General features: G+C 72.0%; 16 protein-coding genes. 7 read left to right on the top strand and 9 right to left on the bottom strand.

Translation table 11 applies throughout. The annotated features are described in order from the left end of the window. Positions 1 to 37: 37 nt before the first annotated feature. Genes J2X36_RS17445 through J2X36_RS17435 form a run of 3 tightly spaced genes read right to left on the bottom strand, consistent with a single transcriptional unit; the run spans position 38 to position 2,136 of the window. Positions 38 to 742, bottom strand: coding sequence for a DnaJ domain-containing protein (locus J2X36_RS17445; RefSeq protein WP_132254590.1), 705 nt, complete (start codon positions 740 to 742; stop codon positions 38 to 40). Between the two features lie 3 nt (positions 743 to 745). Then, positions 746 to 1,000, bottom strand: a complete 255-nt coding sequence (locus J2X36_RS17440) for a hypothetical protein (RefSeq protein WP_310352017.1) — start codon at positions 998 to 1,000, stop codon at positions 746 to 748. Then, on the bottom strand, positions 997 to 2,136 hold the full coding sequence (locus J2X36_RS17435; protein ID WP_310352015.1) for a trypsin-like peptidase domain-containing protein: 1,140 nt from the start codon (positions 2,134 to 2,136) through the stop codon (positions 997 to 999). The genes J2X36_RS17440 and J2X36_RS17435 overlap by 4 nt, the downstream gene beginning before the upstream one ends. A gap of 477 nt (positions 2,137 to 2,613) precedes the next feature. On the opposite strand from J2X36_RS17435, the gene J2X36_RS17430 reads away from it, so the two are divergent. Next, positions 2,614 to 2,829 carry a hypothetical protein gene (locus J2X36_RS17430; protein WP_132254593.1) on the top strand — a complete coding sequence of 72 codons (216 nt, stop codon included), beginning with the start codon at positions 2,614 to 2,616 and terminating at the stop codon, positions 2,827 to 2,829. A 274-nt stretch (positions 2,830 to 3,103) separates the two neighbouring features. Then, positions 3,104 to 3,361 carry a DUF6894 family protein gene (locus tag J2X36_RS17425; RefSeq protein ID WP_132254594.1) on the top strand — a complete coding sequence of 86 codons (258 nt, stop codon included), beginning with the start codon at positions 3,104 to 3,106 and terminating at the stop codon, positions 3,359 to 3,361. Between the two features lie 242 nt (positions 3,362 to 3,603). Here J2X36_RS17425 and J2X36_RS17420 read toward each other — a convergent pair whose 3' ends face one another. From J2X36_RS17420 to egtB, 3 genes are all read right to left on the bottom strand, one after another. After that, entirely contained in the window at positions 3,604 to 7,074 is a 3,471-nt protein-coding gene (locus J2X36_RS17420) for an SbcC/MukB-like Walker B domain-containing protein (protein ID WP_310352009.1), read from the bottom strand. A gap of 126 nt (positions 7,075 to 7,200) precedes the next feature. Continuing rightward, the gene (egtD, locus tag J2X36_RS17415; protein WP_310352008.1) at positions 7,201 to 8,175 is read right to left on the bottom strand and encodes an L-histidine N(alpha)-methyltransferase; all 975 of its coding nucleotides are present in this window, start codon (positions 8,173 to 8,175) and stop codon (positions 7,201 to 7,203) included. 28 nt (positions 8,176 to 8,203) lie between these two features. Further along, positions 8,204 to 9,493, bottom strand: a complete 1,290-nt coding sequence (gene egtB / locus J2X36_RS17410) for an ergothioneine biosynthesis protein EgtB (protein WP_310352005.1) — start codon at positions 9,491 to 9,493, stop codon at positions 8,204 to 8,206. 283 nt (positions 9,494 to 9,776) lie between these two features. Between egtB and murI the strand changes: the two genes are divergently transcribed. Continuing rightward, positions 9,777 to 10,643, top strand: a complete 867-nt coding sequence (murI, locus tag J2X36_RS17405) for a glutamate racemase (protein WP_310352002.1) — start codon at positions 9,777 to 9,779, stop codon at positions 10,641 to 10,643. A 7-nt stretch (positions 10,644 to 10,650) separates the two neighbouring features. Here murI and J2X36_RS17400 read toward each other — a convergent pair whose 3' ends face one another. Beyond that, complete coding sequence (locus J2X36_RS17400; protein WP_165937874.1) at positions 10,651 to 10,884, bottom strand: hypothetical protein; 234 nt, start codon at positions 10,882 to 10,884, stop codon at positions 10,651 to 10,653. Positions 10,885 to 11,189: 305 nt separating this feature from the next. Here J2X36_RS17400 and rpsD point away from each other — a divergent pair, with 305 nt between their 5' ends. Further along, complete coding sequence (rpsD, locus tag J2X36_RS17395) at positions 11,190 to 11,807, top strand: 30S ribosomal protein S4 (protein ID WP_132254599.1); 618 nt, start codon at positions 11,190 to 11,192, stop codon at positions 11,805 to 11,807. 113 nt (positions 11,808 to 11,920) lie between these two features. Here the strand turns inward: rpsD and J2X36_RS17390 are convergent, their stop codons facing one another. Then, entirely contained in the window at positions 11,921 to 12,868 is a 948-nt protein-coding gene (locus J2X36_RS17390) for an ABC transporter ATP-binding protein (protein ID WP_310351998.1), read from the bottom strand. Positions 12,869 to 12,901: 33 nt separating this feature from the next. After that, on the bottom strand, positions 12,902 to 13,174 hold the full coding sequence (locus J2X36_RS17385) for a hypothetical protein (RefSeq protein WP_132254601.1): 273 nt from the start codon (positions 13,172 to 13,174) through the stop codon (positions 12,902 to 12,904). 138 nt (positions 13,175 to 13,312) lie between these two features. On the opposite strand from J2X36_RS17385, the gene J2X36_RS17380 reads away from it, so the two are divergent. The 3 genes from J2X36_RS17380 (at position 13,313) to J2X36_RS17370 (ending at position 14,540) form a co-directional block, all read left to right on the top strand. Beyond that, the gene (locus J2X36_RS17380) at positions 13,313 to 13,672 is read left to right on the top strand and encodes a DUF2293 domain-containing protein (RefSeq protein WP_310352116.1); all 360 of its coding nucleotides are present in this window, start codon (positions 13,313 to 13,315) and stop codon (positions 13,670 to 13,672) included. Positions 13,673 to 13,801: 129 nt separating this feature from the next. Continuing rightward, the gene (locus tag J2X36_RS17375; RefSeq protein WP_132254603.1) at positions 13,802 to 14,011 is read left to right on the top strand and encodes a molybdopterin-binding protein; all 210 of its coding nucleotides are present in this window, start codon (positions 13,802 to 13,804) and stop codon (positions 14,009 to 14,011) included. 4 nt (positions 14,012 to 14,015) lie between these two features. After that, positions 14,016 to 14,540 (top strand): hypothetical protein, encoded by a 525-nt coding sequence (locus tag J2X36_RS17370; RefSeq protein WP_310351991.1) that lies wholly within the window; start codon positions 14,016 to 14,018, stop codon positions 14,538 to 14,540. Positions 14,541 to 14,578 lie beyond the last annotated feature (38 nt).

The raw sequence follows: 14,578 nt of genomic DNA, 5'->3' as shown, positions 1-14,578 counted from the left end.
GCCTCGCCCGCTCATGTCTGGCAACGCGCGTGGAGTTTCAGCGATGTCGGTTCAAAAGCCTGTCCCGGGCCGCGTTGACGCGGGCCGCCAGTCCGGCGGATCCGCCCTGGTCCGGATGGATCCGCTTCATCAGCGCCCGGTGGGCCGCGCGGACCTGTTCTGGGGACGCCCCGCGCTCAAGCCCCAGGATCTCGTAGGCCTCCTCCTCCGGCATCGCCCCTGGCTTCGGCGCACGGCCCGTCCGCGCGTCGCGATCTCCCTCAGCGTCTATACGCCAGCCGGGAAGCCGGCGGTCGAGATACGCCTCTAGGTCTGCGGCGGCGCGCGAATCCTGTGCCCGGCACGCGCCGAGAAGCTCGAGCAAAGCGGGGGGCGGCAGCGCGCTGAGGGTCCGGCCCGCGAGCGGCCCCGCCAGGACGCGGCCGTCGCCGGGGCTGCCGTCGGGCAGGCGCGTGAAGGCGATCAGCGGCGCGCGGCGCAGGCGGCCGCCGATGCGGCGCCACGTCTCGCCGAAGCGCTGCCCCGCAGCGCGCCCGCCCTCGAGCAGCCAGACCCCCACGAGGCCGGAGACGAGGGCGAGATCGGCCCGGCCGCGCAGGCCGAGCAGGAAGGCCAGCGCCAGCGCGCCCCATCCCCCGAAGCGGCGCAGCAGCGGCCAGAAGCGGGCCGAGTCGAACCGGCCGCCGCGGCGGGAGAACCACCACAGGGCGAGGCAGGCGAGGACACCGAGGGCGAGCGCCATGGTCTAGCGCCGCACGCCGAAATCGGCGCTCGCGCGCCCATTGATCCGGACCTGAACCCCGTTGCCGAGATCGACGAATCCGTCGCCGCGGGCCGGTGCCCGGAGCGGCTCGCGCCCGCAGCCCGGCCGGCTGGGCAGGCGCACGCCCTCGGGTGCGTCCTCCGGGCAGAGGCGCGGGCGCGCCGACCGATCGCCGGCGGCGGCGTGGCCGGCGCTCAGGCCGGCCGCGAGTGCGAGGCCGAGGATGATCCGCCTCACAACCGGTTCTCCGCCACGTCCGTCGTCGTCACGCGGACCGTCCGGGTGCGGCCGCCCCGCTCGACGGTGAGGTCGACGGTCTGCCCGAGGCCGGCCGCCTCGATCGCGGCGGTCAGGTCCGCGAGACGGTGAACCGGCTTTTCGCCGACGCCGACGATGACGTCGCCGATCTCGCCCGTCTGCAGGTCGACGCCGCGCAGCCCGGCGCTCGCGGCCGGCGACCCGCGCAGCACCCGCAGCACGACGACGCCGTCGATGCCGAGCCGGGAGGCCGTCGCCTCCTGGCCGGCGATGATGCCGATGCCGGGATTGCGCACGCGCCCGTTGCGGATGAGGTCGGGCACCACGCGGTTCACCACGTCGACCGGCACCGCGAAGCCGATGCCGGCGCTGGCGCCCGAGGGCGAGAAGATCGCGGTGTTGACGCCGATCAGCCGGCCCGCGGAATCGAGGAGCGGGCCGCCGGAATTGCCGGGATTGATCGCCGCATCCGTCTGGATGACGCCTGAGAGCTCCCGCCCCTCCCCCGTCGGCAGCCGGCGCTGGAGGGCGCTGATCACCCCGGTGGTCAGGGTGTGGTCGAGGCCGAACGGGTTGCCGATCGCGTAGGCCGCCTGCCCGACCTTGAGGTCCGCCGAGGTGCCGACGGCGAGCGGCGGTGGGGTCTTGGCGACGCGGCCGAGTTGGAGCACGGCGAGGTCGTAGGAGGGGGCGGTGCCGACGATCCGGGCCGGCACCACCTCGCCCGAGGACAGGCGCACCGAGACCGAGCCCCCGGCCTGTGTCGCCGCCTGCACCACGTGGTTGTTCGTGACGACGTGGCCCGCCGCGTCCCAGACGAAGCCGGTGCCCGTCTGCGTTCCGCCCTGGCCCTGCTCCTGCTCGTCCGGATCGTCGAGGCTCATCAGGGCGCGGCCCTGCGCCGCGGCCTGTGCGAAGACGTGGACGACGGAGGGGCTCGCCCGCTCGAACAGGGCGACGGTGGTCGCCTCGGCCGGCGCGAGGTCGCCTCGCGCCGTCACCGCCCGCGGCGTCTCGGCGGAGAACAGGAAGGCGGTCAGGTAGGGCTGCGCGACGAAGAGCGCGAGCAGGACGATCACCGCGGCCAACGCGATGCGCGCGAAGCGATCCGGCACGGCAAGACTCCCGCAGCAGGCCCGATTGTGGTCACGATGCAACACCCGCGCGATGGCGGGTGCCCGCTTAGAGCATTCCGAGACGGCGGGGCGCAACCGCGCGGCCCGTTCTTAACTGGCCGTTCAGCATGAAAGGTTCAACAGGCTGAGGCAGGTTCGGCCGGCGTGTGGCAGCGCACCGTTGCAGCGCAGCGGCCGAGCTAACGAAATGGTCACCCCTCGCGCTCACAATCTTCATGAGGTGAGTGAAGAGCATCCTCGGGCGGCGCCGGTACGGATCATGTCAAAATCATGATGCCGCCGGCGTGAGAACTGCGGCCTCGGCCTCCAGTCCAGGAAATACGGCTGGAAAGACCGCAAAGTCGCCCAACGGTTGCTCCCATTCGCGAGCACGAATGCAGCCGCTCCGGCTGGTCCGTCGTCTCGGCGGGCCAGGCTCTTCCAAGCGGACGAGAGAGTTCAAAAGGAACAGGTACGATGGAAACCGAGGCTCTGGAACGACCCGCCGATCTGACCATCTGGCGCACCGTGCCGGCGAGCTCCCCCCTGGCCCAGCCCGAGCGGTTCGACACCCTGCGCGAGGCGATCGCCGCCGCCGCCGGCGCTCTCACCGACCCGGCCAAGCAGCCCTGGATCATCACCGAGGAAGGCGAGATCCTCTCCCCGAACTGGATCCGCACCTACCTGAACTGAACGGGAGCGCCCGCTCCGGCATCCGGCCGAAGCGGCTCCGCCGGCCGGGTGTGGGCAGGTTGTTGCCGGCGGAGCCTGTCGGACGAGGAAACGGATCCGACGCGCGGACTGTCCGGCCGATCCCGGACGACCGCATTCACATGGTTGAAGCTTGAGCGGAGAGAGGGAGTGTCCGCCGGCCGTTGACGGACACCGATTATCGCAGGTGAATGTTGGTCTGACATTGCTTCGTTAGCAACGACAAGACCTGGCGGTGATCGGAAGGAAGATCGTCATGGCGCGCTACTTCTTCCATCTCCGGACCGGCCGGACGTTCTCCCGCGACGACGAGGGCGTGGAGATCTCCGATCCCGACCACGTGGCCGCCCACGCCGCCCGCCTCGCGCGGCGCCTGATCGCCGAGACCGACCTCCCCGGGATCTGGGCCGGAACCTGGGCCCGCAGCGCCTTCGCGGTGATGGACGGCGAGCAGCGGCTGATCCTCCATCTCCCCTTCGCGACGGTGCTCGGTCCGCGACCGCTCCTGCACTGATCCGGCCTCTCCCGTGAAAACTCGGGAGACCCTTCACGTATGTGAATGCCACCTCCGCGGGTGGGCCTTAGGCACGAAGGTGGCCGGATGAGCCAACCCCCCTCTCCTCCGGCTGGCACCGCCGGTCGAACTTTCCCCCGATCGCTTGAGCCGGCGGTGCCCCCCTTTTCCCTTCGAGCGGGCCCCTTCGGCGGCATCCGGACAGACGGAAACGCCCCGATCCGCGGCCCATGCACCCGGCCTCATTCCGCTGCGTCGCGCCCTTCGGAACCGTCGTGGAACCCCTCGATGCCGCGGCGCTCCGGGTTGATCGCGGCGAGCGCGCGCTTGGCCGCCTCCAGCGGGTGCTCCGACTCGATCCGCACCGAACGCAGATCCGGGCTCTTGTAGACCGTGACGATGGTGTCCATCACCTCGGTCAGCGTCGTGCGCTTGTCCTCGGGTGCCGCAATCAAGAGTTGCAGTCCCCAGGCGCGGTAGAGGTCGACGAGGCCCTGCGAGTTGCGCACGTCGAGCTTCGAGAAAGCCTCGTCGAGGAGGCAGAGGCCGAGGCCCGGATTCTCGTCGCCCGGCCGGTCGCCGGGATAGTAGGCGCTGGCGAGCGAGGCGGCGATGGCGACGTAGAAGGGCGCCTGCGCCTCGCCGCCCGAGCCTCGCAGCGCCCGGCTCGACATGGTGGTGCGGTTGCCCGCCCGGTCGCGCATGCCGATCTCGTAGACGAAGTAATTGCGGTAATCGGCGAGCCGCGCCGCATCCTCCGAGCCCGCGATCAGATCCGAGATCTCCTGGAGGGCTGCCGCCATCGGCCCCTCGCCCGAGGCCGGGAGGAGCGCCTGGGCGGCGTCCGGCGAGCGCGCCACCTCGGTGGCCAATGCGTGCACGGCGGCGTAGCGGCGGTCGACGGTGGCCTCGAAGGCGTAGGTCTGGCCCGTGAAGGTCTGCGAGGAGAGACGCTCGTTGAGGGCGTCGAGGCGCGAGCGGACCCGCTCGAACTTGTCGGCGAGCCGCGTCAGCAGGTCCTCGGTCATCAGGCGCCGCATCTCGCCCTCGGCCCGCTCGGCCTGGGCGCGGTAGCGGCGCAATTCGTGGCCGGCCACGTCGTCGTGCTCGCGGCGCGCCCAATCGTAGCCGAAGGTCGCCGGGGCCTCGCCGCGCCCGGCGAGATCGCTGCGGCCGAGCGGATTCTCGATGCGCCACTGCGCGCAATACTCGGCGAGGTCGCGCTCCGCCGCCCGGCCGTGCGAGCGCGCGGATTCCGAAGCCTCCTTGGCCAGCGCTCGCTCGGCATTGGCCAGCGTCGTCACGGCCTTCGGGTCCAGCCCGCGCAGCTCGCCCCGCACCTCGGCCACCTCGGCGGGGTCGAGGGGTTGCGAGCGGGCGAGCCGGATGCGCTGCGCGTCCCCGACGCGCAGGCGGTGCATCGCGCCGCGGCGCGCCGCGAGGGCCGCGCGGGCCGCCTCCCGGGCGGAAGCGAGGCGCGCCTTGAGCTGCGCCTCCTCGCTCAGGAGCGCGTCGAGCTTCGGCTCCAGCACCTCGGCGAGTTCCCGCAGATAGGCGATGCGCTCGGCGGTGAGATCCTTGATCTCGGCGGCGAGCCCGTCCGTGTCGCGCTTCTCGATCGTCTCACGCTCGGTGGAGAGCGTGCGGCGGCGGCCCTCCAGCCCGTCCGCCTCCTCGCGCAGGGCGTCGACGTCGAGGCCCCCGCGGGTGATCCGCGCCCGGATCGCGGCCGCATTGCGCGCGGCCTCCCGCAGCACCACGGCCTCCTGGCGCAGGCGCCGCGCCTCCGTGACCGCGGCCTCGTGGCGGCGCCGGCTCTCCGGAGACGGCCCCCGCTCGCCGCGGGTCATCAGGAGGTCGACGGAGCGCGTCACCGAGTAGGCCATGCCGGCGGTGGTGCGTCCGCTCGGGGCCACCGCCCGGCTCATGTGGCGGAGTTCGGCGTCGTTCGCCGCGAGGTCGTAGCCGCCGAGCCGAACCGCGAGGAACGCCTCCGCGTGCGGATCGCTCGTCTCGATCACCGAGAGCGCACCCTCGTCGAAGCGGCGGGCCCGCTGCCGGGCCGTGTCCGTCGTCTTCACGAGAATGCAGCGGTGGTAGAGGTTTCGCTTGCCCTGGAGCACGCCGAGCGCGTCGTCCAGGCGCTCGGGCGCGACGATCAGAGCCTCGCGCGCACGACCGAGCAGCGCCTCGAGGGCCGGTCCCCAGACCGGATCGACGATCTCGGCCAGTTCGCAGACCGGCACCGCGTCGATGCCGAGACGGGCGAGTTCGGCGCGGAACGCCACCGTGTCGGAGGAGAGCCGCGCCACCTGGGCGCCGCTCGCAGGGGGAGGCGCCGTGCGCTCGGCCTCCGCCTCCTGGGCGCGCGCCTGGAGGCCTGCATCCTCCGCCGCCCGGTCGAGGGCCTCGTCGAAGGGGTCGAGCCGCGCCAGCCCGTCGAGGAGGCCGGCGAGCGTGCCGTCGGCACGCAGCATCTCGTCGAGGGGCGCGTCCTTGCGCAGGCCGGAGCGGGCGCAGGCTTCGGCGAGGCGCGCGGCCTGGGGCGCGACCGGCCTTAGCGCGCCCGCGACCGGCATGAGCCGGCCCATCTGCTGGACGAGCCCGACGAGGTCGGCGACGCGGGCGGCGAGTTCGCGCCGGTCCCGCTCCAGCATGGCGAGCCCGGCATTGGCGGCGGCCAGATGACCCTGGGCGCCGCTGCCCGCGATCATCGCCTTTCGCTCGGCGATCTCCCCGTCGATCTCGCGCACGAAGCCCTGGCTGGAGCGCACGCTCTCCCGCGCGATGCGCAGCGCCTCGGCGCCCTCGCGCAGTCGCGAGCGGATCGCGACGCAATCGAGGCTGCGCCGCCGCAGGTCGGCGACGCTCGCGCGCGCTTCGTGGGTTGCGGCGGCGAGCACCGCGTCGCCCCAGGATTCGTAGCGGGCGACGAGCCGGGCAAGGCGCTGGAGCTTCGTCTCCAGCTCGCGGATCGTGTCGAGGAGCCGGCGCCAGTTCTCGACGGATTGGCGGATTCGGCCGACATCGAGGGGCTCGGGATCGAGCACGAAGGAGCGGACGAAGCCGCTCGAATCGAAGATCGGCTTGAAGGCGACGGCGTTCGAGAAGGTGCGCAGGAAATGGCGCGGATCGGGCACCGGCGCGCCCTCCCGCAGGCTCGCGAGCAGCTCGGCGGTGAAGCGCTCCCCGGAGGTGCGGAACTCCTCGAACCGCTCGGCCCGTGCCCGGAGATCGGCCGCGATCTCGCTCCAGGGCGCGGTGAAGCTGCCCTCGGGCGTCGTGCGCGCGTAATCCTCGATCTCGAAGCGGTGGCCGACGCAGACGAAGCGGGAGAGCACCTCCTCCTTCTGCTCCTCGGCGCGGGCCGCGAGCGCGAGGCCGACAGAGACGATGCGGCCCGTCACCTCGTTCTCGAAGACGAGGCAGAGCACCGTCTCGCAGGCCTCGCGGGTCGGGCGCCCGCCCTCGGCCGGGTCGCTGATCCAGCCGAGGCAGTAATCGCGCACGGTGCGGGCGCTGCGCCCGGAGGCGGAGGCATTGAGGGCGAGCCGGCTCGCGTTGTTGCCCGCCAGCACGGTGCCGACCGCGTCGAAGATCGTCGACTTGCCCGCCCCCGTCGGACCGACGAGCGCCGAGGCGCCCCGGATCCGGATCTGCTCGCGCCGGATGAGGTACCAATTGGAGAGGGCGATGTCGGTGAGAAGGTACAACCGGTTCGTCTGCCTGAGGGCGGCGCAGGGTCGAGGTGCGACCAGTTGGCCGTAACTTCCCGGCGAGACAAGGGCAGCGGAAACACGGGTGGGGAAGAACCGGGGCCGGCGCCCCGGTCAGCGCGATCAGACCCGCTCCAGCGCGTGGACCGAGAACAGTGCCTGCGGGTCGGTCCAGACGGCGCCGGGGGCCCAGCCTGCCGAGGCCGCGAGGGCGCGGAAGCCCGGGACCGTGTACTTGTAGCTGTTCTCGGTGTGGATCGTCTCGCCGTCCGCGAAGCGGAACGGCAGGCCGCCGACGCGCACCGTCTGCGCCCGCGTGCTGACGAGATGCATCTCGATGCGCGATTCCGCCTCGTTGAACAGCGCGCGGTGCACGAAACCGCCCGCCGCGAAATCGCCGCCGAGCTCGCGGTTGATGCGGGTCAGCAGGTTGAGGTTGAAGGCGGCCGTCACCCCGGCCGCGTCGTCGTAGGCCGCCTCCAGGACCGCCCTGTCCTTCACGAGATCGACGCCGACGATCAGGCGCGCACCGGAGCCGAGGATCTCCCCGAACTGGGCGAGGAGGCGGCGTGCCTCGGCGGGCTCGAAATTGCCGATGGTCGAGCCTGGGAAGAAGCCGGCGACATCCCCGCCGCTAAGGCCGTCCGGCAGGGCGAAGGGCCTCGTGAAGTCGGCCGCCACAGGCTCGATCCTCAACGACGGATGATCGGCCCGCAGGACGTCCGCCTCGCTGCGCAGGAAGCTCTCCGAGACGTCGACGGGCACGTAGGCCCCGAGATCCGGCAGATGCCGCAGCAGGCGCCGCACCTTGACGGTCGAGCCGCTGCCGAACTCCACCAGGGTCGCCGCGCGGGGGAGCAAGGCGGCGATCTCAGGCCCCGCCGCGTCGAGGATGCCGAGCTCGGTGCGGGTCGGGTAATATTCCGGCAACCGGGTGATCGCCTCGAACAGGTCGGAGCCCGCCGCGTCGTAGAAATACTTGGCGGGCAGGGATTTCCGGAACGCCGAGAACCCCGAGACGACGTCGTCTAGGAAGGTCTGGTCGTCCGGCAAGGGGCCGATCGGGGTCGCGTCCGCGAAGACGGGCTTGATGGTCACGGGCTCTCTCCGAGGCGCGAGGCGGGCGTCAGGCGGCGCTCTGCGCGAGGCGCAGGCCGGTGAATTGCCAGCGCTGATGGGGGTAGAAGAAGTTGCGGTAGGGCAGGCGCGCGTGGCCGGCGGGCGTCGCGACGGAGGAACCGCGCAGCACGAACTGGTTCGACATGAACTTGCCGTTGTACTCGCCGAGCGCTCCCGGCAGCGGCCGGTAGCCGGGATAGGCGCTGTAGGCGCTGCGGGTCCATTGCCAGACGAGGCCGAAGGCATCGGCGAGGGCGCCCTCGCGGGCGGCCACCTCCCACTCCGCCTCGGTCGGCAGGTCGCGCCCCGCCCAGCGGGCGTAGGCGTCGGCCTCGTAGTAGCTGATATGGGTGACCGGCAGATCGGGATCGACCGGCTTCATCCCGGCGAGCGTCATGGTGAGCCAGGCCGCGCCCTCGCGCCGCCAGTAGCCCGGTGCCTCCCAGCCGTCCGTCTGGGCCGCGATCCAGCCGTCCGAGAGCCAGAATTCGGGCCGGGCGTAGCCGCCATCCGCCATGAAGGCGAGCCACTCGGCGTTCGTGACGAGGGCCCGGTCGACCGTGCAGGGCAGGATCAGCACGTCGTGGCGGGGCGACTCGTTGTCGAAGGAGAAGCCCGCGCCCTCGTGACCGATCCGGGTCACGCCGCCCGGCAGCGCGACGCCGCCCTCCGCGGCCCGGGGCCGGGGAAAGCGCCAGGCCGGATCGTAGGCCGGCGCGAGCGGGTTCTGCGCGAAGGCGTGCAGGATGTCGGTGAGCAGAAGCTCTTGGTGCTGCTGCTCGTGGTAGAGCCCGATCTCGAGGATCGGCAGGACCGAATCCAGGACCTGCGCCGAGGCTCCGGCGACGAGCGCCTCGACGGCCGCGTCCACATAAGCTCGGTAGGCGGCGGTCTCCTCCGCGGTGGGGCGCGTGATCAGTCCGCGGCTGATGCGCGGCTGACGGGGGCCCGCGGCCACGTAGTAGGAATTGAACAGGTAGTGCAGCCGCTCGTCGAAGATGCGGTAGCCGGGGCTGTGATCGCGCAGAAGGAACTGCTCGAAGAACCAGGTCGTGTGGGCGCGGTGCCACTTGGTCGGGCTCGCGTCGGCCATGGACTGGATCTGCTGGTCCTCCGGCGAGAGGGGCGCGGCGCGCCGCTCCGTCTCGCCGCGGACATGGCGGTACGCCGCGATCCAGGCGTCCCGGTCGACGGGGCGCGCCGTCACCGGTGGCGGCGGAAAGGCGGGGGCCTCAGCGGTCCGCTCGCGCTCTGCCGCGGTGCTCTTTGCCAGGGTGGCTGCCGAGGTCGCTGCCATGCCGATATTCCCTCACTCGCGGACGAAGGAGAATTCCGTCCTCGGAAACGCGTCCGGTCCGAGCAGATATGTGTCGTTGGCTGTTCGGCAACGCTCGGCAACCTCGGCCGGTTCGTCGCAGCCTGGCCGCAGCGTGCGACCGCGGACATTTTCCGTGGGCCGCGGTCCGCAAAGTTACGAACAGGCAGCCGCGCCGGCCGGCCTTTTTCAGGCCTCAGTGAGGTGGCCTTAACCCTCCCCCACCGACACTCGGCCCGATTGCATGGTGCCGGGCGCGTGTCAGATGCGGATCGATCTCATGGCCGGGGCCACCCTCTCCGCGGCAGCGCTCCACCCGGCGCCGCAGCCCGTGATCCTCGTGTTCGATTCCGGACTCGGCGGATTGACGGTGCTGGAGCAGGTGCGGCGCGCCCGCCCCGACGCGCGCTACGTCTACGCCGCGGACGACGCCGCCTTCCCCTATGGCCGCCTCGCGGAAGGCGTCCTCGTCGCCCGCGTGCTCGCCGTGATGGAGCGGCTCCTCGACCGGCACCGGCCGGATCTCGTGGTGATCGCCTGCAACACCGCCTCGACCCTTGTCCTGCCGGCGCTCCGCCAGCGCTTCGCGACGCCCTTCGTCGGCGTGGTGCCGCCGATCAAGCCCGCCGCGGAAACGACGCGCTCGCGCCTCGTCACCCTGCTCGCCACCCCCGGCACGGTGGCGCGCGCCTACACGCACGACCTGATCCGAACCTATGCGGGTGCCTGCCGGGTGAGCCTCGTCGGATCGCCGAACCTCGCGAACTACGCCGAAGCGGAGCTTGCCGGCGCGCCCGTGGACGACGCGGCGCTCGATGCCGAGATCGCGCCCTGCTTCATCACGGACGAGACGGGCGCGCGCACCGATGTCGTCTGCCTCGCCTGCACCCATTACCCGCTGCTGCTCGCCCGGTTCGAGCGGCTCGCCCCCTGGCCCGTGACCTGGATCGATCCGGCGCCGGCCATCGCGCGGCGCGTGACCCAGCTCCTCGGGCCCGGCGAGCGGGGCGAGGCCCCCGTGCTCGGAGCCTTCACGGGCGGTGCGGGCCTCGGGGCGGCGTTGCGCGCCTCGCTCGCCCGCCGCGGCCTGCACGAGGTCGACGTCGAGGCGATGCCGCTCACCCTCCAGTAGGGCGCGCCTACCAGCGCATGTTCCGGAACCGGCAGGTGCGCCCCATATCCTGATAGCCCGCGGGGCAGCGGCGGACGCAGGTGCCGGCGGCGTATTTGAGCGGCGGCCGGCAGGTGTTCCGGAAGCGCTGCTCCCCGAACAGGTAGGATTGCGCCGGGCCCGCGGCGGCCGGCTGCGGGACGCCGGCCGGAAGCGCCGCCGTGAGGGCGATCAGGGCGGCACAGGCGAGGCGAAGCGACATCGGATCGGTCCTGGGTTCTGCCCGGTCGGCGGGCCGTACCTCACAACGCGCGTGGCGGCGGATGGCTCGCGGGCGCCGCGGACAGGCAGGCGTCGACCTGCAAGCGTTCACCTGCAAGCGTTCACCTGCAAGCGTTGACCTCGCGGCCCGTCTGAACTATGGACGCGCTGTTCGCGGGGCTCCGATCAGGGGCCCCGTGGCTTTTTCACACGCACCCGTGGGCGGCCTCAACTCCGCCCTGTCGTCCGCCTCCGGGTGGAAGAGGAGGGCGCGTTCCTCGTAAGTGATTGTCGAGAGGATACGCGATGTCGAAGCGCGTTCAGGCGAAGCACAAGCTCGATCGCCGCATGGGCCAGAACATCTGGGGCCGCCCGAAGAGCCCTGTGAACCGCCGCGAATACGGCCCGGGCCAGCACGGCCAGCGCCGCAAGGGCAAGATGAGCGACTTCGGCACGCAGCTGCGCGCCAAGCAGAAGCTCAAGGGCTATTACGGCAACATCACCGAGAAGCAGTTCCGCCGCTACTACGCCGAGGCGATCCGCCTGCGCGGCGACTCGGGCGAGAACCTGGTCGGCCTGCTGGAGCGCCGCCTCGACGCGGTCGTGTACCGCGCGAAGTTCGTCGCGACGCCGTTCGCTGCGCGCCAGTTCGTCAACCACGGCCATGTCAAGGTCAACGGCCGCCGCGTGAACATCCCGAGCTTCCTCGTGAAGCCCGGCGACGTGATCGAGGTGAAGGAGGCGTCCCGCCAGCTCGAGATCGTGGTCGTCGCGAGCCAGCTCGCCGAGCGCGACGTGCCGGACTACATCGAGGTCGACCACCAGAAGATGACCGCGCGCGTCACCCGCGTGCCGGGCCTCTCCGAGGTGCCTTACCCGGTGCAGATGGAGCCGAACCTCGTCATCGAGTTCTACTCCCGCTGATCGTCCGCAAGGACCTGCGTTTTCGAGAGGGCCGTCCCGCCGGGGCGGCCCTTTCTCGTTGGGTCCTGCCGCCTGGCCGCCCGAACGGCCTCACCGGAATGCGATGCCGTCGCTCACCCGGCGGGATCCGCCACCGCGGCAGCCGCCCGGATGGCTTCGAGAGTCAGGATTGCGGGCTCAGCGCCTCCTGTCACGCGGGCGCGGTCCGTGCCCTCCGCCAGCATCAGGGCGAGCGCGTCGCGCAGCGACATCTCCGGAGGGATCCCGGGACCGGAGGCGTCGGGCGCGGGCCGCGCCACGTCGCCCGCCCTCAGCAGCGCGAGGCGGCGCAAGGCCCTGTCCCGCCCCACGAAGGCCGCGACGAACGGATCGGCGGGTGCGGCGAGGAGTTCGGCTGGCGCATCGGCCTGCAGGAGGCGCCCGTCCCTCATTACAGCGACGAGCTCGCCCATCCGCATCGCCTCGTCGATGTCGTGGGTCACGAGGATGACGGTCTTGGCAAGCCGCTTCAGGATCGCCCCGATCTCCTCCTGCAGCCGGGCCCGGGCCACCGGGTCGACGGCGCCGAAGGGCTCGTCCATCAGGAGCACGGGCGGGTCGGCGGCAAGCGCGCGGGCGACGCCGACCCGCTGGCGCTGGCCGCCCGAGAGGGAGGCGGGCCGCCGGTCACGGTAGAGGGCGGGATCGAGGCCGACGAGATCGAGCATCGCGTCGACGCGCTCGGCGATCCGCTTGGCCGGCCAGCCGAGCAGTTCCGGAACGGTCGCGACATTGCGCCCGACGCTGTAATGGGGAAACAGGCCGACGCCCTGCAGCACGTAGCCGATGCGGCGGCGCAGCGCGATCGGATCCGCAGCCCGGATGTCGGAGCCGCCCACCGCGATCCGCCCGGAATCGGGCTCGATCAGCCGGTTGACCATGCGCAGCGTCGTGGACTTGCCGCAGCCCGAGGGGCCGATCAGAACGCAGGTCCGGCCTTCGGGAACGGTGAGGTCGAGGTGGTCGACGGCCGGGCCGGGCGCGCCGGGAAAGCGCTTGCTCACAGCCTCGAAACGGATCATGCGCGCCTCGCCCCGATGCGTGACGAGCGGCGCTCAGCAGCCCCGGCAGATCGAGCCCATCGTGGTGCGCATCTTGGTGTCCCAGGCGCGATCGCGGGCGGCGGCGGCCTTCTCGGCCTTGGCCATCTCGCCGCGGATGGCGGGGCTGAGGCTCGCGCTGGCGCCGGCCGCGCCGGGAGGTTTGGTCACGCCCGCGGTGGTGACGTTGCGGCTCCGCGCGGCCGTGCCCTTGTCCGAGGGTTGGGCGAGAGCGGGGAGGGAGACGACGGTGATGAGGGCGGCAGCCAGGAGACGGCGCATGGGCATCCTTGCCTCGCGATGGAACGGGCCGCCACGACGTGCGAGCGTCGGCGGCGGACGCGCGGGTGCGATAGCATGGGGGCTGACAGGAATTATGGCGCAGCAGAACGGGCCGTGCGAGCCCGCACGAAGCGGGAGCAGGGCGTGACGGCCGCCGGGCCCGCGGGCGCGCCCCGCAACCGGCGCGAGGTCCTCGACGAGGCGCTGACCCGCCTCGCGCCGCGCCTGCCCGGCTTCGAGCATGAGGCGGTCCTCGACCGGGCGCTGGCGAGCCCGGGCCTGCGGAACGCCGCCCCCCCGACGGCCGCGCGCCTCGCGCTGATCGCCTATGCCCGCCATGTCTTCACGGATTACGACGACCTGCTCAAGGAGGGCTACGATCGCGACAGCGCCCGGCATTTCGTCCTCGACGACCTCAACGAGACGCTCCTCGGCTGGGGGGCGGCACCGATCCCGGAGGACGAGCCCGACGAGGTGGGCGGAGACGGTGGGACCGCGCCCTGACCCAAGACCGCGCCCTGACCCAAGACCGCCCCAAGACCGCGCGCCCGAGCGGGGGTTCAGGGCGGCGAAGCTCGTGTATAGGACGGGCGACGCGACCCGCGCCGGCTTGGAGAGACCCGGAGTCCACCGATGAAGATCAGCGCCCGCAACGTCCTCAAGGGCACCGTCGTCTCCGTCGAGAAAGGGGCCACCACCGCCCACGTCAAGATCGAGGTCGCGCCCGGCCAGGTCGTCACCGCCGCGATCACCAATGAATCGGTCGACGCCCTCAAGCTGACGAACGGCGCACAGGCCTACGCCGTCGTGAAGGCGTCCGACGTCATGGTGGCGGTGGACTGAGGCGATGCGCAAAGCCGCGCTCGGCCTCGCCCTCCTCGCCTTCGCCTGCGGAGGCGCACGGGCGCAGGATGCCGCCCCGGCCGCGATCCCGCCGGCCTGCACGGCCTTCGACTGGTCGCTGATGCGCGAGCTCGCATGGTTCTCCGCGCCGAGCCTCGGCGAACTCGCCTCGGGCGCCACCGTCGCGCCCGACATGCCCGGCGCCGTCCTGAAGCTGCGGCCCGACGCGGAGGTGGCCTTCCCGGTGCCGCCCTCCAAGGAGCCCGCTCCGGGCTCCTACGGGGGCATCCTGCGCTTTCCCGCGCTCACGACACCGGGGCTCTACCAAGTGACCCTGTCGGAGGATGCCTGGATCGACGTGAGCCAGGACGGCCGGACCACGCGTCCGCCGACCGCCTTCACGGTGAAGCGCGACTGCCCGACGATCCGCAAGAGCGTGCGCTACCAGTTCGGCACGACACCGATCCTCATCGAGGTCAGCGGCGCGAAGCGGGACACGATCAAGATCGCCATCGCGCCCGCGGAGTGACGGACGCGCGTTCGTCCGTTGCCCCTGCCCGGCCCGGC

It is taken from the genome of Methylobacterium sp. BE186 (assembly GCF_031457035.1).
GTDB classification, from domain to species: Bacteria; Pseudomonadota; Alphaproteobacteria; order Rhizobiales; family Beijerinckiaceae; genus Methylobacterium; species Methylobacterium segetis.
The sequence above is the reverse complement of the archived record's forward strand: the minus strand, read 5'-3'. Positions and strand labels throughout refer to the sequence as shown.

What these genes read in the sequence shown, in the direction of transcription:
- J2X36_RS17445 (WP_132254590.1), bottom strand. Translation starts at nt 742, where the DNA reads ATGGCGCTCGCCCTCGGTGTCCTCGCCTGCCTCGCCCTGTGGTGGTTC.
- J2X36_RS17430 (WP_132254593.1), top strand. Translation starts at nt 2,614, where the DNA reads ATGGAAACCGAGGCTCTGGAACGACCCGCCGATCTGACCATCTGGCGC.
- J2X36_RS17425 (WP_132254594.1), top strand. Translation starts at nt 3,104, where the DNA reads ATGGCGCGCTACTTCTTCCATCTCCGGACCGGCCGGACGTTCTCCCGC.
- egtB (WP_310352005.1), bottom strand. Translation starts at nt 9,493, where the DNA reads ATGGCAGCGACCTCGGCAGCCACCCTGGCAAAGAGCACCGCGGCAGAG.
- murI (WP_310352002.1), top strand. Translation starts at nt 9,777, where the DNA reads ATGCGGATCGATCTCATGGCCGGGGCCACCCTCTCCGCGGCAGCGCTC.
- J2X36_RS17400 (WP_165937874.1), bottom strand. Translation starts at nt 10,884, where the DNA reads ATGTCGCTTCGCCTCGCCTGTGCCGCCCTGATCGCCCTCACGGCGGCG.
- rpsD (WP_132254599.1), top strand. Translation starts at nt 11,190, where the DNA reads ATGTCGAAGCGCGTTCAGGCGAAGCACAAGCTCGATCGCCGCATGGGC.
- J2X36_RS17390 (WP_310351998.1), bottom strand. Translation starts at nt 12,868, where the DNA reads ATGATCCGTTTCGAGGCTGTGAGCAAGCGCTTTCCCGGCGCGCCCGGC.
- J2X36_RS17385 (WP_132254601.1), bottom strand. Translation starts at nt 13,174, where the DNA reads ATGCCCATGCGCCGTCTCCTGGCTGCCGCCCTCATCACCGTCGTCTCC.
- J2X36_RS17375 (WP_132254603.1), top strand. Translation starts at nt 13,802, where the DNA reads ATGAAGATCAGCGCCCGCAACGTCCTCAAGGGCACCGTCGTCTCCGTC.
- J2X36_RS17370 (WP_310351991.1), top strand. Translation starts at nt 14,016, where the DNA reads ATGCGCAAAGCCGCGCTCGGCCTCGCCCTCCTCGCCTTCGCCTGCGGA.